Raw genomic sequence first — 21,489 nt, forward strand, 5'->3', positions numbered from 1 at the left:
TCTACCTCCTGTTCCCGCCGTGGAATGCTAGCGTTTTGACCACCACTGGGATCATTATGCCTCCTATCGGCTCCCCCAAATCGATATAATCGCCGTGCTCGACCGTAATTTGATCAATGCAGATGATCTTCGGTCTTTCACCACTGCGGCGAACCAGCGACTGGCCTAAGGCTTTAGCGATGTCATTGGCGCAGATGACAACCATGACACTGCTTGCCGGAAAATACCGTCTGTAGCCGTCCACCAGCAGCGCCGATATGTTCTGAAGGGATATGTAACTCCAATGCTTAAGGGCAGGAAGAGCCAGGGCAACTGAAGCCGACGCGGCTTCATCCCGTTCGTACAAGCTTGAAGCGGTACTCATCGCTTGGACAATGGTCTGCTCAAGCAGCTCAGGCTGCTCCACAACTTCGGCTGACAGCTCCAGCTTCATCACCGGCACATTGCGGATCGGAAGCAGCGATTCATCCAAATGAACCGTAGCTCCGCTAATTTCCGTGCTCTGCATACCCGCTCCAATGACGGTAGCCCTTACCGTTTCTTCCGCCTGAGTCAGATGCAGCTGCGCTGCCTCGAAGCTTTCCTGAATCGTGTGTGCAAGCAGAGGACCTAAATCTCCATAGGCAGCTGTCTGTTCCAAGGTAGTTGGTTTAGGCTGGCTCATCAGGCGGCCTATGCCACCGGAGATCATCCATTCTTCGATAGGCGGAATCGAACGCAGCAGCTGGCCAAGCACCAGCTTTCTCGCTGCATCCTTAATCAGATCTACTTTTAATGGATTCAAGCTCTCCATCATATCCCTACACATGCCAGAGCAAATTTGCTTCAGCCATTCGTAGCTAACTTGCTGACCTACTTCCAGCCTATAGCCACTAGCTTCCAACCAAGGTCTCAATGACTCGGAGATGGAGGTAAGTCTCCCTCTGCCATCGATCTGAATTAATCTGCCACCGACATGAAAAGTCATTGTTCCTACCAGCTTGCCTCTTTGAAACACGGCCGCATTAGCCGTCCCGCCGCCGATATCAACATTAACAACCGCACCATGGATCTGCCTGGAGCGTTGTTCCGCGCCCGCGCCTTTGCCTGCCAGCAGCCCTTCCAGATCAGGTCCGGCCGTGGCTACGACAAAATCACCTGAACGCTCTGCAAGCAGATGGACGATTTGTCGCGCATTGGCTTTATTGGCGGTCTCACCTGTAATTATGACCGCTCCCGATTTTAGGTCGCTTACTTGCACTCCCGCACGCGCGTAATCTGCGGCAAGCAGCTTACCGATTTGTTCTGCATCGACCTCATCAGCACTCTTTAAAGGAGTGCTGTAGATTGGGCTTGCATATACTAGCTCTCTTTCCACAATGTCATATCTCGGAAGACTCAGCGCGCCGGAGGTGCGCGCCAGTCTCAGGCGACTGATGATCATTTTGGTCGTACTCGTCCCAATATCGATGCCTACACTCGTGATCCAACGCTCTTCACTGCGGATTTCCAATACTCTCACCCGTTTCTCGCCATTAAGAACCCTACCTCGGGTCCTTCAGCCAGCAGCTGCTCCGCCAGCTTTCCCAAAGATATCCGAGCTGCCATGCTGGCCTCTCGCATTCGTCGGTAAGCTTCCTCCTCCTCCAGCGCGTAGGCCTTCATTAACATGCCTTTGACCTTCTCGATGCGCTTGCGGTCTTCGAGCGATTGTTTTAATTCCTCCAGGTCCTTTTTCAAGCCGTCGATTCGCTCCTTCTGACTCAAAGCGATCTCTACAGCAGGGATCAAGTCCTCCTCGGAAATGGGCTTCACTAGATAAGCAGCGACACCAGCTCGTCTTGCATCCTGTACAAGCTCCTTCTGACTGTAAGCAGTCAACAGCAGCACGGAAGTATCCTGCATCCTACGAATAATTTGAGATGCCTTAATCCCGTTCATAACCGGCATTTTCACATCCATAATAACGAGATCGGGCTTCAATCTGGCTACCAACGCAACGGCTTCTTCCCCGTTCTTCGCTTCGCCGGCAACAGTGTAGCCTTCCTCTTCCAGCATTTCACGGATATCCATACGAATAATTGGATCATCATCTACAACGACAATGGAATTTTTCATAGCTGCAGCCCCTCCTCAACTATGGTTTGGAAAGCGGAAATGTCAGCTGAACCTCCGTACCTTTCTCGTCCGACGTGATGCTCATAATGCCACTCAGATTTTCATTGACCAGCGTTTCGGTTATTTTGAGACCCAAATGCCCTTTTGGGTCGATCTGTTTCTTTGGATCGATACCAACTCCGTTGTCAGCTACCCTTACCGTCACAATCTGACCGTTGCGATGAAGGGCAATATCGATCTCGCCGCATTCCTTATCACGAAAAGCATGAATTACGCAGTTTTGAACCAACTCATTGACGACAAGGGCCAGTGTCGTTGCCATATCTGAAGGCAGTGTCAGCTCGTCACCGCATAGCTGAACGCGAATGCTCTGATCCGGCTTCGCCGTTGAGGAGACGATGTTTTTGGCAATTCGATCTACCACATCGATGAATCGAATCGTATCCAGGCCGTCAAATGCAAGCATTTCATGAATGATAGCAATACTGTTAATACGATTCATGCTATCGCGATAGACTGTTTTCACTTCATCCATCTTCGTTCTCCGCATTTGCAGCCTAAGGAGGCTCGACACCGTCTGCAGATTGTTTTTCACGCGATGATGAATTTCCTTAATGACGGCGGACTTGATCATGAGCTGCTTATCCTTCTCTTTCAGATCCGAAACATCGCGAATAAGCATAAGACCGCCAACAACCCGCTGTTCCTTGTAAATGGATACTGCCTTCAATTCAAAGGCTGTCGCTCCGATCTGAATTTCTTCATGAAAAATTCCGCCAGTACCTATGACCGACTTTTTCTCCAAACGATCATGGAATAGTTCACGCAATGTTCTTCCCTGAATCATTCCGGAATGACCTATGTCGCATAACATCGTCGCAGCCCGTGGATTCGTATAGGTCACACGTTCCGTATTGTCGAACAGCACAATCCCTTCATGCATCAAGAGTGGCATGCTGCCCTCGGACATTGCTACCTTTAGCAGAGTTTCACTTAGCTGTTCCGTCGTTTCCATGAGCTGCTCCACGTGCTTTTCCTGCTCCAGCTTTTTGGAAATGTCCTGCTCCATAATCAAGGCGCCTATCACTCGCCCATCAGCCTTGGCACGGATCGGTACGACATGCTGTTGCATCGCAATATGCTCTTGCGATATTCCTCTTGAGCCAATGACTGGCTGCCCCGACAGCAGACAAAACATTACAGCCGGTTCGTTATGCGCGTAGGCAAGCTGTCCGACAACCGATGTTTTGTACAGTGACGGTGCTGTCGCAGGGTGAGCCTGCGCGATAACGAGCGCTGTACCCGTATCCGGCAGCGGGCAATCGATGAACACATCCGATTGCGACACATCGGCAATAAGCTGCAAGTGGCGAGCCATGTCTTCAATAACCGCCGTTTCTTCCAAAGTCAGCAGAGTACGTTCCACACATAGGGTTGTGATTGATATCATCGGGAATCCCTCATCGCTTCATGATTGTGTTCCAATGATTCTATTGTCACATAATGGACACAATTTAGGAAGGAGTCTCTTAGAAAAAACTTGTTCAACTTCCACTCAATTCTTGCTTTCCGGATACACGATAGGCAGCAGTCTATTCTTTAACTCCTCTATTCCCTCACCTCTTGCCGAAGAGGTCAAGAAAATTTCCCCTTGAGGCAAAGATTGTCTAAGCAGAGACATCGCCTTGGCGGGATCGGCATTAGGGTGGTCGGTCTTCGTAACTGCGCCAAAGGCTGGTATTGGGAATCCCCCAGCAAATCCCGGAGGAAAATAGTTTCTTGTTCTTGATGCATCATGAACCAGCAGTATCGCTGCCGCTTGATGAGAAGTAGCCATTAAGGAGCGATAGTACATCGGATTCTCGGTATATTCACCGGGTGTATCAATGAGCCATTCCCGGTAAACAAGGCTCTGGGTCTTAGCTGCAGGCTGACTTTCGCCGAACAGTGCTTTAACCAGCGTCGATTTGCCGGCGCCTACGGCACCGATAATCATCACTTTTTTCATCTCGTCACGACCTCGTCAGCGGGGCAATGGAGAACTGCAGCTTTTCATGCAAAAAGCTGTTTACAGCCTCAATCGCCATTTCCACTGCAGATACATCTCCGACGATGACAAGCGAGCCAGTAAAGCGATCCAAATATCCAATGTCTACGTTAGCCGCTTTCGTCGCAATGTCTGCGGCAATGATTGCCGTTTCCGTCGGGGTCAGTGTCATTATGCCAAGAGCATTTGCATTCTCAATGCCCAGCTTTGTATATAACACCGGATCCGGGTTGGCAATTACATGAGCCAACGTAAGCTGCTTGCCCGGCACGTATTCCTGTATCACCCGCTGCTTTGGCTGTTCCATGTCCGCCCTCCTTATTCCACGTCGTCCGTAACCTCGAAGCTGTCCACAATCCCGACGATCATGGCGTCGATCGGTACCATTTTGCCATTGAACAGCACTCGTGCGGGACTTCCCCGCGATACGATAACCTTCTCGCCGACGCCGGCTCCAATCCGATCGGCGGCGATCACCGTCTGCCCGGACTCCACGTGCTTGAAGTCAATCGGCTGAACGACCATCAGCTTCAAGTTGTCCATTCCTTCTTCCTTCTGAGTTGCCCATACGCTACCAATCACTTTGCCGAGAAACATCTGCCTCCCTCCTTATCCCTGATCTGCGTAGTGCAGCTCTACACCCGTTGCCTTCAGCAAATCTCTGGCCAGGGGAGACACAAGGGTCCGTTTGTTAATTACGATACTAACCACTGTTCCATTCCTTACCTGCTGTTGAACCCAATCCGCACTCATCAGTCGTCCTTCAAAAGTGATCGTTCCGCTTCCTTCGACTGTATCGTTTTGTTCATTTCCAACATTTTTGTTTTCTTCCACCGCAGCCTTTTGAAAGGTAGGAACTGCTGCTTCGACAACGATTATCTTCTCTTTAGAGCGATTCGAGCATTGACTCACTACCCGCTCGGCTAAATGCTTTTGCGGAGCAAATTCCACTCCAAGCGTCTGCAGCTCTTTTTTATATCGATCGAATAAGGTCTGATAGGGCTTCGGTAGTGTCAATGTTTGCAAGGTTCGACGATCCGCTCTTTTGATGCCAGGAACATCATCCCCGATGAAAACAAATTTGTTCAGGAGCAGGGCTGATAAGATGAGCTCGGACTTGACCGTTCCTTTTAATCCCGCAGCCGCTTTCCCCGCATTGTCCAGATCAATCTCTGGAATGACGATGCCATCGTATTCCAGCGGCACCTCCAAGGGAGCAGGAGCGAATTCGTCGGAAGTGATAATTTTGCCTCGTCCTCCACATTCAATTTTATGCAGGCCAAGCCAAGATGAAGTCTCTCCGTCCAGAAATAAAATATCGTGGCAAATGCCGTGATTCGCAAGCAGAATAAAATGATCCGTGAACGCTTCATGAGCTGTACTGTCGCAAAAGACATACAAAACCTTAGGAGGCTTAACTGTATCCCCTTGCATCGACAGCAGGATCTCCCGAATAATCGACTCAACCGTTTGCTTCCATTCCGTCCGCATTCTCTCACCCCCTTATGGTGTGCGTGATGTCCCCGTTGCGGCCTATAACCCTTACCTGTTGCCCCGTGCTTAGCTGTGCAGCATTGGCTTCGTCCGTGTCCAAATGAAGTTCAAGCGAATAATGCTCATGAATACGAACTACCACATCAGCAAACAGAATTGGACGATCTCCTGCAGTTTGTACTATAAGGCGGTCACCCTGCTCCACCTGAAATTGTTTAGCATCCTCCACCGACATGTGGACGTGATTTTTGGCGACGATGAGGCCTTCAGGCAGCATTACCATTTGTTTGTGCCCGATCAGAACGATTCCCGGTGTGTCTTGCAAATGTCCTGAGAGACGCACAGGAGGATGAATTCCGAGCAAATACCCGTCCGTCCGAGATATTTCAACCTGCGATGCTCCACGGGATGGCCCAAGCACCCGCACCTGAGGAATCACCCCTTTGGGTCCTGCCAAAGTAACCGTCTCCCGGGCTGCGAATTGTCCGGGCTGAGACAGTTCCTTTAGAGGAGTCAACCGGTATCCGTTGCCGAACAACAGCTCGACATGCTCCTCTGACAAATGGACATGACGGTTCGATACGCCAACGGGGATTTGGAGCTCCTTATCCACTACACTCGGTGTGCTGCTGGATACTCTAGACGTCCTATTTCTTTGAATCGGGATGCCCCTGCTTTTCAAAAAGTCCGCTGCGGCCGGAGTCAGCTTATCCTCCTCGTTGACGGGAAAAGGATTCGGAATGCCTCTGGCCAGCTGAGCTCGCAGACCGGATTCCGTGATAAGCGCCATAGTCGTTAGCCTTCAAGCTTCGGAAGAATGAATTCAATATCCGTGTGAGGTCGTGGGATCACATGAACGGAGACAAGCTCTCCGATCTTCTCCGCTGCGGCCGCGCCTGCATCTGTCGCTGCTTTAACCGCGCCGACATCCCCTCGTACCATAACTGTCACAAGTCCTCCACCGACATGTACCTTGCCGATCAGCTTAACATTTGCTGCCTTCACCATCGCGTCAGCTGCTTCGATGGATCCAACCAACCCTTTCGTTTCCACCATTCCTAGTGCCGCCATTTCTCCTGCCATTTGAATAGCCTCCTTTTATTTGCTTGCTGAAAGCCTCTCTGCCAAGCTTCCGAAGCAGGCTTTGCTGTGCAAAGCCCCCAATTTATTGCAATTGCATCTCAGCTAGTACGCTTTTGACCAGCTGCATCACTTCTTCGCGTGAAATTCCCAGCTTGCTCCGTGCTTGAATGGATTCCACCGCTTGCTCTATCGCCTCGGCTGAAGAAGCCTCGGTCGGTCCTGAAGGAACCATCTCGCGTATTCCGAACGCAAGACGCTTTATATTCAACAAATGCTGCGGACCTATATTGTCTGAAGTAATATTGTTGCCGAACGATCCACATCCGAGTGTCAAAGATGGCATAATGCCCGTCGTCGCTCCTATGCCGCCGAACGTAGTGCCCGCATTGACCACAATTCGTGACGCAGGCTTCTCCAGACCGAACGCTTCGATGACCGTCTCATCCACGCAGTGAATACCTAGTGTATGACCCAGTCCGCCCAGCTCCAGCAGCTCCTTGCATCGCTTACAGCCCTCCCTCCAATCGCTCACCGTGTAGAGAGCCAACAATGGACTCAGCTTCTCCATCGAAAAAGGATGGGCTGGGCCGACTGCTGTTTCTTCAGCAATCATTACTTTCGTTTCCAAGGGGATGGAGATGCCTACCATGCCAGCAATGACCCCCGGTGATCTGCCTACAACCTTTGGATTCAAGCCTTTGCCAATCATCAAAATCGACTCGACGTTTTGTTTTTCCTTCTCGTTCAAAAAATAGGCGCCCTGATGCCTCAATTCTTGAATCAGTTGAGGTTTCACCGCCTGATCCACGACCAATGCTTGCTCTGAGGCGCAAATCGTTCCATAATCAAACGTTTTGCTTTGTACTATTAACCTGACGGCATTTGGAATATCTGCACTCGAATGAATATAAACCGGAACATTGCCAGGCCCAACACCATAAGCTGGCTTTCCAGAGCTGTATGCTGCTTTTACCATCGCCGTACCGCCTGTGGCAAGAATGACATCCGTCAGCTTATGCTTCATCAGCTCTGCACTCGCCTCCAGTGTTGGTTGAGTGAGACAGCGGATGATTCCTTCCGGTGCCCCTGCTTCTATCGCCGCCTGCTGCATAAGCATTGCCGCCTCCTGTGAGCAGCGGAGTGCCGATGGATGAGGACTGATCACAATGGCATTGCGCGACTTGATGGAGATCATACATTTGAAAAGTACCGTTGAGGTCGGATTTGTGGAAGGTATGATGGCAGCGATGATCCCGACTGGCTGAGCGATTTCCCATACTTTAAGCTGCTCGTCTTTTTTTATAATTCCTACGGTTTGCATATCCTTGATCGCTTCATAGACGTTCATGGCTACGAACCGATTCTTTGCCGCCTTATCAGGCGCATTGCCGAAGCCGGTTTCCTCAACAGCGAGTGCGGCAAGCCGTTCCGCTTCTCTATCCGCTGCTAGGGCCATCGATTCAACCATAGCGTTAATTTGCTGTTGAGACATCGCCTCCAGCTGCTTCTGAGCAGCCTTGGCTTCTTGAAGAAAGTGCCTTACCTCCTGAATGGATTGTAAATCCGGATCAAGCTTCATGCCGCACTCCTCCCATCATTCCTTAAGCTCTGTGAGCAGACGGATAAGATCGGCTTTGTTGGCTGCACTGATTTCCCTACCCGCTAAAGGAAATCCGGGAGTATTTTTAGCCAACTCCCTTAGCTCCTGAACGGAAAGCTTGGTTAACGTCTCCACATCCAGCGCGACAGGTTCAAGTCCGTCTCCTTCAGTCTTCTTCTCGTCCGAACGAAGCCGTTCTAGCATAGTGGCGACTGTAACGTCCGGTCGCGCAATAACATGTGCAGACAAAAGTTGTCCCACTTTGCGAGCCTCCGCCTCGCCTGCTTCCACTGCTGCCTTGACGGATGACACGTCACCCCATATGTAGACTGTTACAATTCCGGCATCCGCCTTCTCGTATGCGGTCACTTGGACGTCCGCCGTCTTGGCAGCTGCATCTGCCGCTGCAATCAGAGCGGGAACCCCTAAGGTTTCGATCATTCCCAATGCCATTTTGCTATAACTTGATTGTAGGCTCACGTTCGATCACCCGCTTTTCAACCATATTTAACCGGCTGGCTCGCCACAAGCCGTACCGCCTCTGCAAATGCGTCTGCCGCAGCCCTGCAGGCAGATTGGCTGCCCGTGAGCAATCCCCCTGCAAAGTTCGTTTCCGTTGGAGGACCGTAAAACTGGCATACCGTTACATCCGCAGCCTTCAAAGCCGCATCCAAGCCATACACAGCCTCCAGAGGAGGTGCAATCAAATACGCCAACGGCTCACCCTCTTTGATGCCTGCTACTTTCGATAAGTAAGAACCTGTTCTGGAAACCACATGAGCATAGTACGCATGAGTTCCCTCGTCGTTGAGGGAATAAAAGCAGGCTGCGTTTTCCATCAGTGCGATAGCCGCGTCCAGACCGCTCTTCACTTCAGCTGGCGTCTCACCGCCCAGCATACCGATAAATTCTCCGGATAGAGGTCCTGACGCATGACCTGAGCCGGCGTAGAAGGATTTGGCGTAAACGACTTCGACTGCAGCATTCTTCGTCGCTTCATCAATCGCCGTGTAGCCTACGTCATCAATGCTTGACGTGAGCAGCCCGATGCTGCGGATATGCGGCATCAGCTCCAGCTTTGCAGCCAATCCTGCGTCCACATTAGGGATAATCCTGACGGCGAGCGGGACGGCGCGTATCGGTTGTTGTCTCACTCCTTCACCTCTTCTTCTTGAATGAATCGCAGCAAGCTGCCGATAAAAAACAAAAAGATGCCCGGGCTCGGATAGATGTGACTACAGTCGCATCTATCCGAGCCCAAGGCACCATTGCCTGAGAAGCTATTCTTTTTTGCTGTTATCTTGATTGTAAACGGGACATCTTATTTTTGCAAGCGTTATCATCGCTGTTATATCACGTTTTTTTTCGAAATTTCCTGGCTGCTGTTTATGCTACATCATATGCTCGCATTGCAGCAGTTATTCTGTTTAACTCCCTAGAGCTGATGGAGGAGTGTCTGCATATCCGTTTCCGATCGAAGAGCCAGAATCGTCTTCAATAGAGCAGAAGCACTTTCGGGAGCATAAGATAGCGAACCTTCCAGCTTCTGCTTCAGGTCTTCCAGCGACAAGGCATTGCCTGGTGCTCCTCTTGGGCAGTCTACACGTTCAGAATAGCTTTCACCATTCTTAACTGTGATCTTAACAATAGTAAATCGCCCCTTTGGAACAGCATGTGGTGCTGCTTCAATTGTATCATCGTAGCTTCTTTGAATGCGAGGCAGCCATTCCAACACATGCTTGGGAATAGTTGCGTTAGTGAAACTTTCTACCGATAATGGGAGCCCAAGTAGTGCCGCTGCTGTCACATACTCCACGCTAAACCTTCCCTGCTCGCCTGTTCGAGGATTTCTTTCAATCAAAGCGGCATCTCCGCCTGTTGGAAACACGATATCGACTTGCTCGATATCCCTAGGGTCAAAGCTATGCTGCTCCGCAAGACGTACGACGGCATCTGCCGCATGATGAGCCGCTGAGCAGAACGGATAAATTTTGAACCATAAGCCAGGTTCAACGATTTTCCAAGACTGTCCCCAGCCTTCCAGTAATGTCTGTTCAGCCAGCTCCAGATTTCCGTACACACCGAAATAACCGCTTTTGCCGTCTAAGGAGGTGCGTGTTCCGCCAAAATCTACTTCCGCCAAACTCACAGCAAGCAGCGCAGCTTGTGCAGCCATGCCGGCGTGAAGTGGCTTTGCTTCCGTGCCGAATTGGTTACGGAGCCCGCTCGACTGTGTCGCAGCAAATCCAATCGTTCTCTCGAGCTGCTCTTGTGTGAAGCTCTTTAAATAAGCGACTGCGACAGCAGCAGCAATCACTCCCAAAGTGTAAGTATTATGCCAGCCTTTCAAATAGTGCTCTGAACCAATGGATTTACCAAATCTCGCCATAGTCTCCACGCCGAGAATGTAGGATGCCAGCAGTCTTTCGCCTCCCACTGCAATGCTAGTGGAAGCTGCAGAAATAAGAGCCGGCAGAATGACTGTGCTCGGATGCCCTCGGACATCGGAATGAACATCGTCGTAATCGAGAGCATGGCCAATAAATCCGTTCAACAGCGCTGCCTGACGAGGGCTTGCCTTTCTGTCCTGGCCGACAACGGGAACGACAGCATGCCCCCCCTCTGAATCAACGATGCTCCAAAGCTTGGCGATCCCTGTATCCTGTCGTCCGGCGAACGAGGAAGCCAAGTAATCGATCAATCCCATGCGTGCGGCAAGCATCGCCTTTTCGTCCGATTCCGGACGGGATTGAAGAATCCGCTCAGCCAATGATAGGGTTAATTTATTCTCGCTCATGTCCACTCCTCCAACACTTTAATCGCTAGATGGGAGAAATAATTCGCACTCACCGCCAACGCATCCTCATTCAACGTAAATGCAGGGTGATGCCATTCTTCGATTCCGCTCGTCCCCATCCAAACAAAATAACCGGGCACTTGCTCCTGATAGACGGAGAAGTCTTCTCCGCCCAAGGTCTGCTCGGCCTCCACGATCTTATAACCAAGCTCGGTTGCAGCCTCAGACACGATCTCCGTAAATTTCGCATCATTATTCACCATCGGAATATAAGGAAACCAGCGAAAATCAATTCGGGCTCCATAGCCTGCTGCGACACCCTCAGCCATCCGTTTCATCAGCTGAGGTATGGCCTCGCGCGCTTCTTGCTGGAATGTTCTGACCGTACCTTCCAGAGTTACTTTATCCGGAATGACATTCCACGCCGTCCCTCCTTGAATCCGGCATACACTGACTACCGCATTGTGGAGCGAGCTGATATTTCGGCTAATGACCGATTGCAAGCCACTCACTATCAAGCTTGCAGTAACTATAGGATCAATGCTGTTATTAGGGATGCCTGCATGTCCGCCAACGCCAATGACATCGATTTCGAAGCGATCCACGCTAGCCATTAAAGGACCTTGACGAACCCCAATCGTTCCTACCGGGTGATTCGGTCGGTTGTGCATTCCAAATACGGCTTCGACCCCGTTTAGTGCGCCTGCGGCAACCACCACTTTAGCTCCAGCCGCCACTTCTTCCCCCGGTTGAAAAATAAACCGAACCGTCCCCTTCAAATCCTTGCGGCGTTCCTTAAGCAGGAGAGCCGCTCCTATCATGGAGGCTGTATGGAAATCATGACCGCAGGCATGCATTTTTCCGTCCGTTTTCGAAGCGTATGGCAAGCCTGTCTGCTCTTTTATTGGAAGAGCATCGATATCTGCCCTCAAGGCAATAGTAGGACCTGGTTGATTCCCTACAATTTCTGCGATGACTCCAACTTGTAAGGCTGGGTAATCGACGACAGGAATATCCGCTTCTTCCAGCCAGCTGCGTATACGTTTCGTCGTTTCGAATTCCTCCAAAGATAACTCGGGATGCTCATGCAGCTCACGTCGCATTTGAACCAATTTATTTTGCAATGCGGATAAGTTATTATCTGAAATGTTCATCGTTATTCCCCTTTACTCCAAGATAGCCAAAAGCGGGCTCCCCAATGGAAGCCCGTCTTTATCCGATTTGCTGTAGGAACCGCTTGGTTCGAGCATTTTGCGTATTTTCAAATAACTCCTCCGGCGTTCCTTGCTCTACAATATGGCCGTCAGCCATGAAAATCACTTTATCTGCTACCTCACGTGCGAAAGCCATCTCGTGGGTGACAATCACCATGGTCGTTTGCCTCTCGGCAATCCCTTTAATAACCTGAAGCACCTCGGATACCAGCTCAGGGTCCAAAGCTGATGTCGGTTCGTCCAGCAATATGGCATGAGGATTCACAGCTAATGCTCTGGCGATACCAATACGCTGCTGCTGGCCGCCGGATAAAGTAATGGGGTAGCTGTCTGCCTTACTTGATAGACCCACTTGCTCCAATAAAGCTTCTCCGATTTTTTTAGCTTCAGCCGCTTTCATCTTCTTCGTAACAATCAACGATTCCGTTATATTTTGAAGAGCCGTTTTGTTTTTGAACAGATTATAGTTTTGGAACACCATCGCTGTTTGCTGGCGAAGCATATGAGCTTCCTTGCGGGAATAGCTCTTAGCATTTAAGGTAGCCTCGCCAATCTGGATCACTCCATCATCCGGAGTTTCCAGCAGATTGAGGCAGCGCAGCAGTGTAGACTTCCCTGAGCCGGACGGCCCGATAATAGCTACCACTTCACCGCGGTTAACTTCGATATCTATTCCGTCAAGGACGACGAGATCTTTAAATTTTTTATGCAAATTCGATACTTTAATCATCGGGCTCCTCCTAGCTCTTATATGGTTTGCTCAGTTTACGCTCCAGCAGCTCCTGCAGGAAGCTGTAGATGATGGTCAACACCCAGTACACAATAGCGATAGCCGAATACGTCTCGAAAAATTTCAAGGACGCCGTTGCAATCATTTTACCTTCCGCAAACAGCTCGGCCACACCTAACGTGAACGCAAGCGACGTTTCCTTAACCAAGGCAATAAATGTGTTTCCTGTAGCAGGTATCGCATTGCGTATCGCTTGAGGCAAAATGATGCGGCGGAAAGCCTGAGCTTTCGTCATCCCTACGGACAAACACGCCTCCAACTGCCCCTTTTCCACGGAATTTAACGCTGCCCGGAAAATTTCAGCCAAATAGGCGGAGTTTTTCAAGCTCAATCCGATAATGGCAGCCGTTAAAGAATCCATAGCGCTAAATGACGGAAACAATTGCGGAAGACCGTAATAAATCAGGAAAAGCTGTACGAGTGTCGGTGTTCCACGGAAAAAAGACGAATACAACGATGCCAATTGATAAATAACCGGAGTTCTATTTTTCGTCAGCATTGCGATAGCATAGCCCATAATAATTGCGAAAATCATGGACACAACCGCCATCATAATCGTGATCGGAATATATTTGATTAGGATTGGAAAAGCTCCCAACATCGCCTGTACATCAAAGTTCATCTCTTTCACACACCGCCTAAAATCTTATTTTGCGTTTTTAACTGTAACGTCTTCGCTGAAATATTTCTCGGACAATGTTTTCAAAGTACCGTCCTTGCGAAGCTCGTCCAGTGTATTATTGAATTCTTCTCTAATTTTGGCATGCTTCTCATCTTTAGCGAATGGGAAGCCAACTTCTTCATAGACGAAAGGCTCACCTGCAAGCTTCAGAGGCAGCTTGTTCTTTTTAATTTGCGCCAGCAGAACGTTCCGGCTGTTCACATAAGCATCCACACGACCATAAACTACGTCGTTCATCGTTCCTTCTTGGGACTCGTAGGTTTTAATTTTGATTTGCTTGTCTGGATCCTGCTTTTCAAGGTTTTTGGCATGATTCGAGCCTAGAACAACCGCTACCGTTTTGCCTTTCAAATCGGCGACGGATTTAATATCATTGTTGCTCTCCTTAACGACAACCTGAGAGCCTGCATAAGCATAGGTTTGGGAGAAATCATATTTCTGTTGACGCTCAGGAGTAATAGCGACCTGGTTAGATACCGTATCGAGCTTGCCCAGCTCCAGCTGTGCCATAACACCGCTGAACTCTGTCAGCTGCCATTCCACTTTGTAGCCGAGCTTCTTGGCAATTGCTTCAACCACCTCTACGTCGAACCCTTGAAGCTTGTTATCTTCTTTATAAGCATATGGATAGCTTTGGCCCGTTGCGCCGACACGCAGTACTTTCTCTTCTTGTGGAGCAGCCGAGTTCGTGCCTCCTGCAGCTCCTGTGGCCGGTTGATTTTTGGATGTAGTACCGCATGCCGCTAATACGAATAATAAAGTAATCATGACTGCTGCTGTCCAAAGCTTTCTGTTATTCTTTTTCATCTATTAATCTCCTCTGTTGTTTGGTTGAATTAGATCGGCTCGCAAAATTTTTCGAAGGAACACTGTGATATGTCCTTTACCCAAATCCTTTTCACCTATACGCTTGTATCCTTTACGCTCATACATTTCGATTAACCAGGGATGCTTATCCGCAGTACCCAGAGTTACGGCAGGCGACTTTAACGTATCCCGAATAACCGTTTCCTCTATCCAGGTCAGTAAGGTTGAACCCACTCCTTTTTACCAAGAATCGGGTCTACAGCAAACCACCAAATATGAGGAACTCCTGCAGGACCGGGCTGGAGACCCCACGGCATTCTAACCGATACCGTTGCGATAATCTTACCGTCCTCTTCCATCACATAGCAGGCGTTGTTGCGAATATTCGTCTTCACGGTCTCCAAATCCGCGGTTGCAGCCGTAAAATGTATGCCCAACTGACGGATCGGTTCATATGCCGCATGGGATAAAATCTGAAGCTCCGGCGCATCTTGTTCTGTTGCTAGTCTGAATGATGTCGTCATTCTTATGCACCTCTCTTTTTCGAATAACGTATTTTGAAAAATGCTTTATTTATCATAACGATTAGCCGGTTTAGGAATACCTAGATGCTGTCTTAGTGTGCTTCCCTCGTACTCCGTGCGGAATAATCCGCGTTCTTGCAATATCGGAACGACCTGATCGACGAACAGTTCCAATCCTTCAGGCAGCAGCGGCGGCATCAGGTTGAAGCCATCGGCAGCCCCCTGTGTAAACCATTCTTCCATCTTGTCTGCCAATTGGATCGGGGTACCAACAAAGATGTGATGCCCGCGAGATCCTGCAATATATTGATAAAGCTGTCTTATCGAGAAGTTTTCCCGTTTGGCTAACTCTTTGATTAATTCGAAGCGGCTTTTGACCGCATTCACTTCAAGATGTTCAAGATTCGGCAATGGCCCATCCAATGGATAAGGCGATAGATCAAACCCTCCCAAGTAGCTGGATAATATTTTCAACCCGACAGAAGGAATAATGAGGTCCTGCAGCTCTTGATACTTTTGCTTGGCTATTTCTTCAGTCTCACCAATGATAGGGAATATGCCTGGCATGATGCCGACTTCTTCCGGTGCTCGACCATAGGAGATGACTTTGCTCTTCACACTCTTATAAAAGGCTTGGGCATCCTTCAGATTATTTTGTGTCGTGAAGATCAGCTCGGCTGTCTTGGCTGCCAAATGCTGTCCTGGCTCGGAAGACCCTGCTTGAATTACAACCGGATGTCCTTGCGGTGGTCTAGGTACATTCAATGGCCCGCGAACCGAGAAGAACTCTCCCTTATGATTGAGCTCGTGGAGCTTGTCCGGCGTGAAGTAGACCCCGGCTTCTTTATCTCTGATGAGTGCGCCCTCTTCCCATGAATCCCACAGGCCTTTGACTACATCAACGAACTCTTCCGCTCGCTCGTAGCGTTTGCTGTGTTCCAAATGCTCTTCTTTGCTGAAATTGAGTGCCGTCAGTTCAATGGAAGAGGTCACAACATTCCATGCTGCACGGCCACCGCTAATATGATCGAGAGAAGCAAATTGGCGCGCAACATGAAACGGCTCGCTATACGTTGTGGAAGCTGTTGCCGCTAAGCCGATCTTGCTCGTAACCTGTGCTAACGCACCCAGCAGGGTGAACGGCTCGAATCGTGCCAACACGTTCGGATGAGAATCCGCTGTAATGGATAAGCTATCCGCAAGGAACAGCATATCCAGCTTGCCGCGCTCAGCCGTTTTGGCTAACTCCTTGAAATAATCAAGGTTGATGCTCCCATCAGCTTGAGCTTTCGGATGACGCCAGGATGCAACATGATGGCCTGTTCCAGCCAAGAACACACCGATTTTCAAATGCTTCTTCTCGTTAGTCATAGATGATCTAGCTCCTTACTATTTATCAGATTGAAATACTAGGAATTAAAGCGTTAATTAACTATTAATTTACAATTTCGACAGTTCATCTAATAGTTCGACATTTCTGAAACTAAAAAACTCGGTAAAAAAGGTTTCCCCCCTTATTTACCGGCTGATTTTAATGTTGATTGATTTAGTCGGATTAAATAATTTATTTGCTTATTTTATATCCAGACCTATATGATGTCAAGGCTTTTATTCGGCTTGTAGTACCACTACAACTGTTTCGTGAATGTTACTCTATGAAAATCGGTTCTATAAAAATCGTGTTCCACATTGATCATTTCATATCCGTTATGTTGATAAAAAGCAATTGTCGCTTCGTTCCCACTATGTCCTAACGTGAACAGGACAACCTGCTTTTCTCCAAATTCAGCGATAGCTAGGCATATGGTTTCCAGCATGGCCTTCCCAATGCCCTGGCCCTGCCTATCTATTCTTACAACAACACCTACGATTTCATATAATCCCATTAATTCATTAAATAGATATCCGGCATGACCTAGCAGGGCTCCATCTGTGTCGAAAGCTACATAGTAACCATTTTTACTTAAATCCATGGATGTCAAGAATGCATCCCATCGCCCGGGATATTGTCGTACTACGAACTTGGGGAATTGCAGTGTGTGCTCTGACATTATAGTTTGAACCTGTGCAGAATCTGACTGTTGAAAAAAACGAATGTTCATATACCTACCTCCGAACTCATCTTCTGATATCTGAATTTGAATTACAAAAAAAGTACTTGGCCGAGACCAAATACTTTTTTCAATAATGAATTTATATCAATTTTTACCAAAATTATCAATCTATTTTTAGGCAGATCCATTAAGCTTTCTACCGCTCAATAAGCGTTCGGAGCTCTTTCCGCTGCTGAATCAACCGTTGAAATTCTGCCTCTAAATCATCTTTAGCTCTCGCAGATGTTAGCGGATCGCCAAGCTTGCTCATGACCTCCGCAAGCTTCATCTCAACTATTAGGAGCTCCTCTTTGTCGTTGTCGCGCTGCCCAGCACCGTGCCGCTTCCCACTCTCCTCATATTCCTTATACGTTCCGTCATAAGAAACGACGACTTCCTTGGTAATTTCCAGTACACGGGTAGCCGTCCGTTCTACGAACTGTCTGTCATGCGAGACGAACAGCACCGTGCCTGAGTATCCCTTGATCAGTTGTTCGAGTGCTTCGACCGATTCGATATCGAGGAAATTCGTTGGCTCATCCATGATAAGCACGTTCATATCACTTAGAAATATTTTGGCAAAAGCAACTCGGACCCGCTCTCCACCGCTCAGCATCTCAACGCGTTTATAAATGTCGTCCCTCGTGAAGAGCAAGCGTGCCAACACCGTTCGAATAAACGGGTCAGGATGAATAGAGGAAGCTCTCACATTGTCGATGATCGTGAGGTCCGGCTTCAATATATCGAGGTTTTGGCTGAAATAGCCGAGCTTGCACCCAGGTGCAATATGAACACCCGCTTCTTGATTTATGATTTTCTTTAGCAGGGTCGTCTTGCCGCTGCCATTTGCACCGTTCAAAGCCACTTTCTCTCCAAAGCGAATACGGAGCGATACGTCCTGCCAAAGTGTTCTGTCCTCAAGCTTGGCTACAAGCCGATCTAATCGGATTATCGTCTGATTCTTGAAGCTCAGCTCATTCGGAAGATCAATCTTTACTTGAGTCGCCTCGCGCGGCTTTTCCACTCTCTCCAGTTTCTCAATTCGCGTCTCGAGCGCTTTGATCGACTGATGAACACCTGCTTGTGTGGTTCCTTTCTTATCCTTGGCCAGCTTGGCCTCCGAGCTGCTCATCCGTTTGGGAGCCTTCAGCATCCCTTGCGCCTTGTTCTGCTTCAATAGAACCGCTCTCTCCAGATCCGAGCGCTTTCGCACATAGTCTTCATAGCGTTCCTGATGCTGCCTTTTCTCCAGCTGCTTTTGCTGGTAATAGTCACTATAGGTGCCCTTGTATACGGTCACTTTGGCCGCGTCTACTTCCCATATGACATTGCACACCGTATCAAGAAACGTTCTGTCATGGGAGATAACGACTATGGCGCCGATGAAATTCAGGAAGTATTGCTCCAGCTGCTTGATTCTCTCCACGTCCAAATTCATTGTGGGTTCGTCCGCGAACACGATATCGGGATTAACGGCAAAAGCTTGCTCAATATACAGCATCGTGATTTCTCCACCGCTTTTGGTCGTCTCTTGCAGCGTGTCTTCCTTTTTTAACTGCGGTATTACCTGATGGGAGGAAGACGTCCAGACTCTACCATGGTCTGGTTCCACCACTCCAGCAAGAATGCTCAACAAGGAGGTCTTCCCTGCTCCGTTCCTGCCCACAATCCCAATCCGGTCCCGTTCTCCAACCCGCAGATGATCCGCTTTAAACAGCAGGCGATCCCCTATTCTTTTTTCAATCCCTTTGGCTTCTAAAATAATCATAAAAAAACCTCCTTATTCCATTTCTGGACAGGAGGTATCGTTGATCGGTCTTTTTTGTGTACAAGAAGCACTGGCAAAATAACAGACGTCCGTTAACGAGCGTCAATCATTGCTTTCATAGCAAACCAGTATTTCAACACGCAGGGGTATCCCTCAAAAAGCCCGCACCTATCCCTATCCAGAAACATCTGTCGTTATTAAAAACGATGGTTTTCGTGGAAAAAGGAATTAGTACTTCATCGGCTTAAGGGTCACCCTTTCAAAATTGGATTAGTTTTACCATAACTTGTTATGATGGCAATGTCAAGTCGTTGCGCTGCCCATTCTCAACTTCTGGAACGGCTGGTTGTACTATTGCGTGTCCACTTTTAATTCGCTTCGGACTGCTCTAGGTTTGCCCTTCATTACCGACAAAGCAAAGCTTCCAAGCAAAATGATGGCCCCAAAAATATAAGGGAAATCCAAATGAACATCGTATAAAATCCCTGCCAATGCCGGGCCAAAAATATTACCGAGACTCATATAGGCATTGTTCATTCCAGCAACGAAGCCCTGCTCCTCCCCAGCCATCTTGGACAGCAGCGTGTTGATCGCGGGTCTCATAACGGATGTAAATGTAAAGAAGAACAACGTGACAAGCAAAATGTACCAGAAGTTCCCGGATAATAGCATAAGGATCAACGAAGCAGCAGACAATAGGAAGGTACTGTTAATTAACGTGCGCTCTCCGAATCTGCGAATCAGCTTGTCGATCAGAACCGCTTGAATAATAGCTCCGATCAGTGCTCCCACCGTAATGAGGATGGAAATGTCACGCGCGGTGAAATTATATTTTTTATCGACAAACAGCGGAAAAATCGCTTCGAAATTAGCTAACCCGAAGGTCAATGTGAATATAAGCAGCAAATAAATAAAATAAGGTGCTTTAAACGACTGTGCGAATTGAGTAACCATACTAACCTTCTGCATGACTTTATTCCGGTTCGCCAAACGAATTTCCTTAGTTAACGATTCCGGCAGCAGCAGCAGAGAGGAAATCATGGCCACGGCTCCTACCCCTGCGGAGACATAAAATGGAGTACGAAGACCAAGCTCCGCCAGGAATCCACCGATTCCTGGACCAATTACAAAGCCTAGCGACATCGCGGCACCGAGCAGCCCAAGACCTTTGCCTCGCTTCTCTTCCGTCGTCACATCTGCGATATAAGCCATAATAGAAGGAATCATCGAAGCCGCACCGATCCCCCCAAGCAAGCGGGATAAGTATAACATCCATACATCAGAGGCTATCGCAAATAAAAAATTAGATAAGGTAAAAAGTGCCAGACCGGATACAATCATCACTTTACGGCCGTATTTATCCGACCATTCCCCAGCGAAGGGGGAACACAAGAATTGCGTAAGTCCGAACGCCGCTACGAGATAGCCCGCAGTTTTACCGCCTGCTCCGAATTCCTTCAGAAACTCCGGCAGCACGGGAATAATAAGACCGATCCCCAGCATGGCAATAAACATATTCGCCATAAGCAGCATCAGAGGGGATACACGGCTTTGCCCTGTATTCATAATATCGTTTCTCTCCCTTTACTATCAGCTTCCATCCGTTTTTTCTCTATATTTTAGAACGGTTCATTTTCACCTTACCTTATAGATTGACTTTAAGTCAAGTTGTGAAATTATTCTAAAAAAACTTTCCGGATTTCCATTCATCCTTCACAACAAATAAGCCGTGCATTCATGTCATCGACATGAGATAGCACGGCTTAATAAGAATATAATAGAACTACCTATGAGGTTTAAAATAATGCAAAATACTTTGTGTACTTGAATTCACGTACAGATCCTGCCTTTGGCACAAGCTGGAGGACCGAATACAAGACATTAGAAATAATGCATGCTCTTTTGGGTTTCCTTCCAGAAGCTCGCCTTTCCTCTGCCCCTCTGCAAATATATCAGCTATGATATCTAAACTATTGGCAATTCGCTCGCGAACCGATATCTTGATTTCTTCCGCAATACTGTCCGATGTCATGATCTGATCAACGAAGATGTGATGAAACCAAGCGTCCTCCCACTTGTCCTCCAGCAAACGATCGACCAGCAACTTCAGCTTGTCAATAGGAGGAACCTTCAGGTGGACTACTTTCTCTAGCTGCTCTCTCATGCTATTTAAATTTTTATTAATTAGAGAAGCATAAATTTCTTCCTTAGATTGAAAATAGTTGTACACCAAGCCGTGGCTAATTCCCACCTTGGCAGCGATGTCAGAAATTTTGGTAGCGTCCAAACCTTTCTTAGCAAAAAGCTCTACGGCCACAGCCAAAATTTGTTCACATCGTTCTTTACGGGCTTCCTGATCCCGTTCCACATTACGCGGCAAAAAGTTCACTCCCCTGAAAAGGTGTCAATTTGACAACATCATATATCCGGTTCTTAAACTTGTCAAACCTGTATGTGGCAGCACGGAATCAAATGCAGTATAGTAGGAATGAC

General features: G+C 48.4%; 22 protein-coding genes and 1 pseudogene. All 23 read right to left on the reverse strand.

The features are described from left to right. Position 1 precedes the first annotated feature (1 nt). Positions 2-1,501, reverse strand: a complete 1,500-nt coding sequence (locus tag QMA13_RS22015) for an ethanolamine ammonia-lyase reactivating factor EutA (protein WP_282935877.1) — start codon at positions 1,499-1,501, stop codon at positions 2-4. Beyond that, positions 1,498-2,097, reverse strand: a complete 600-nt coding sequence (locus tag QMA13_RS22020) for an ANTAR domain-containing response regulator (protein ID WP_282935878.1) — start codon at positions 2,095-2,097, stop codon at positions 1,498-1,500. Before QMA13_RS22020 ends, QMA13_RS22015 begins: the two co-directional genes overlap by 4 nt. A 19-nt stretch (positions 2,098-2,116) precedes the next feature. Then, a complete protein-coding gene (locus tag QMA13_RS22025; protein WP_282935879.1) occupies positions 2,117-3,547 on the reverse strand; it encodes a sensor histidine kinase in 1,431 nt (476 codons plus the stop codon). A gap of 105 nt (positions 3,548-3,652) precedes the next feature. Then, the gene (locus tag QMA13_RS22030) at positions 3,653-4,105 is read right to left on the reverse strand and encodes a EutP/PduV family microcompartment system protein (protein ID WP_282935880.1); all 453 of its coding nucleotides are present in this window, start codon (positions 4,103-4,105) and stop codon (positions 3,653-3,655) included. A gap of 4 nt (positions 4,106-4,109) precedes the next feature. After that, positions 4,110-4,451 carry a BMC domain-containing protein gene (locus QMA13_RS22035; RefSeq protein ID WP_282935881.1) on the reverse strand — a complete coding sequence of 114 codons (342 nt, stop codon included), beginning with the start codon at positions 4,449-4,451 and terminating at the stop codon, positions 4,110-4,112. Positions 4,452-4,462: 11 nt separating this feature from the next. Beyond that, positions 4,463-4,741 carry a EutN/CcmL family microcompartment protein gene (locus QMA13_RS22040; RefSeq protein ID WP_282935882.1) on the reverse strand — a complete coding sequence of 93 codons (279 nt, stop codon included), beginning with the start codon at positions 4,739-4,741 and terminating at the stop codon, positions 4,463-4,465. Between the two features lie 12 nt (positions 4,742-4,753). Beyond that, complete coding sequence (locus tag QMA13_RS22045) at positions 4,754-5,635, reverse strand: hypothetical protein (protein WP_282935883.1); 882 nt, start codon at positions 5,633-5,635, stop codon at positions 4,754-4,756. 4 nt (positions 5,636-5,639) lie between these two features. Next, complete coding sequence (pduL, locus tag QMA13_RS22050) at positions 5,640-6,428, reverse strand: phosphate propanoyltransferase (RefSeq protein ID WP_282935884.1); 789 nt, start codon at positions 6,426-6,428, stop codon at positions 5,640-5,642. Between the two features lie 5 nt (positions 6,429-6,433). Then, positions 6,434-6,721 (reverse strand): ethanolamine utilization microcompartment protein EutM, encoded by a 288-nt coding sequence (gene eutM / locus QMA13_RS22055; protein ID WP_028552846.1) that lies wholly within the window; start codon positions 6,719-6,721, stop codon positions 6,434-6,436. Positions 6,722-6,803: 82 nt separating this feature from the next. Continuing rightward, positions 6,804-8,300 carry an acetaldehyde dehydrogenase (acetylating) gene (locus tag QMA13_RS22060; protein WP_282935886.1) on the reverse strand — a complete coding sequence of 499 codons (1,497 nt, stop codon included), beginning with the start codon at positions 8,298-8,300 and terminating at the stop codon, positions 6,804-6,806. A gap of 15 nt (positions 8,301-8,315) precedes the next feature. Beyond that, positions 8,316-8,762, reverse strand: coding sequence for a BMC domain-containing protein (locus tag QMA13_RS22065; protein WP_282935887.1), 447 nt, complete (start codon positions 8,760-8,762; stop codon positions 8,316-8,318). Between the two features lie 56 nt (positions 8,763-8,818). After that, entirely contained in the window at positions 8,819-9,475 is a 657-nt protein-coding gene (eutL, locus tag QMA13_RS22070; protein ID WP_282935888.1) for an ethanolamine utilization microcompartment protein EutL, read from the reverse strand. A gap of 281 nt (positions 9,476-9,756) precedes the next feature. Next, positions 9,757-11,118, reverse strand: coding sequence for an MmgE/PrpD family protein (locus QMA13_RS22075; RefSeq protein WP_282935890.1), 1,362 nt, complete (start codon positions 11,116-11,118; stop codon positions 9,757-9,759). Then, complete coding sequence (locus QMA13_RS22080; RefSeq protein ID WP_282935892.1) at positions 11,115-12,272, reverse strand: amidohydrolase; 1,158 nt, start codon at positions 12,270-12,272, stop codon at positions 11,115-11,117. The genes QMA13_RS22075 and QMA13_RS22080 overlap by 4 nt, the downstream gene beginning before the upstream one ends. A gap of 58 nt (positions 12,273-12,330) precedes the next feature. After that, positions 12,331-13,062: an amino acid ABC transporter ATP-binding protein gene (locus QMA13_RS22085; protein ID WP_282935894.1), complete on the reverse strand. Its 732-nt coding sequence runs from the start codon at positions 13,060-13,062 to the stop codon at positions 12,331-12,333. Between the two features lie 10 nt (positions 13,063-13,072). Then, entirely contained in the window at positions 13,073-13,744 is a 672-nt protein-coding gene (locus QMA13_RS22090; protein ID WP_028552852.1) for an amino acid ABC transporter permease, read from the reverse strand. A gap of 24 nt (positions 13,745-13,768) precedes the next feature. Beyond that, positions 13,769-14,611, reverse strand: a complete 843-nt coding sequence (locus QMA13_RS22095) for an amino acid ABC transporter substrate-binding protein (protein WP_282935895.1) — start codon at positions 14,609-14,611, stop codon at positions 13,769-13,771. 3 nt (positions 14,612-14,614) lie between these two features. Continuing rightward, positions 14,615-15,135 (reverse strand): annotated as a pseudogene (locus QMA13_RS22100) (GNAT family N-acetyltransferase). Between the two features lie 45 nt (positions 15,136-15,180). After that, on the reverse strand, positions 15,181-16,506 hold the full coding sequence (locus tag QMA13_RS22105) for an LLM class flavin-dependent oxidoreductase (protein WP_282935896.1): 1,326 nt from the start codon (positions 16,504-16,506) through the stop codon (positions 15,181-15,183). A 257-nt stretch (positions 16,507-16,763) separates the two neighbouring features. Then, the gene (locus QMA13_RS22110; RefSeq protein WP_282935898.1) at positions 16,764-17,237 is read right to left on the reverse strand and encodes a GNAT family N-acetyltransferase; all 474 of its coding nucleotides are present in this window, start codon (positions 17,235-17,237) and stop codon (positions 16,764-16,766) included. Positions 17,238-17,385: 148 nt separating this feature from the next. Further along, positions 17,386-18,996: a ribosomal protection-like ABC-F family protein gene (abc-f, locus tag QMA13_RS22115; RefSeq protein ID WP_282935899.1), complete on the reverse strand. Its 1,611-nt coding sequence runs from the start codon at positions 18,994-18,996 to the stop codon at positions 17,386-17,388. A gap of 351 nt (positions 18,997-19,347) precedes the next feature. Next, positions 19,348-20,562 (reverse strand): MFS transporter, encoded by a 1,215-nt coding sequence (locus QMA13_RS22120; protein WP_282935900.1) that lies wholly within the window; start codon positions 20,560-20,562, stop codon positions 19,348-19,350. A gap of 217 nt (positions 20,563-20,779) precedes the next feature. Next, a complete protein-coding gene (locus QMA13_RS22125) occupies positions 20,780-21,376 on the reverse strand; it encodes a TetR/AcrR family transcriptional regulator (protein WP_282935901.1) in 597 nt (198 codons plus the stop codon). Positions 21,377-21,489: the final 113 nt, after the last annotated feature.

It is taken from the genome of Paenibacillus sp. RC67 (assembly GCF_030020805.1).
Taxonomy (GTDB): domain Bacteria; phylum Bacillota; class Bacilli; order Paenibacillales; family NBRC-103111; genus Paenibacillus_S.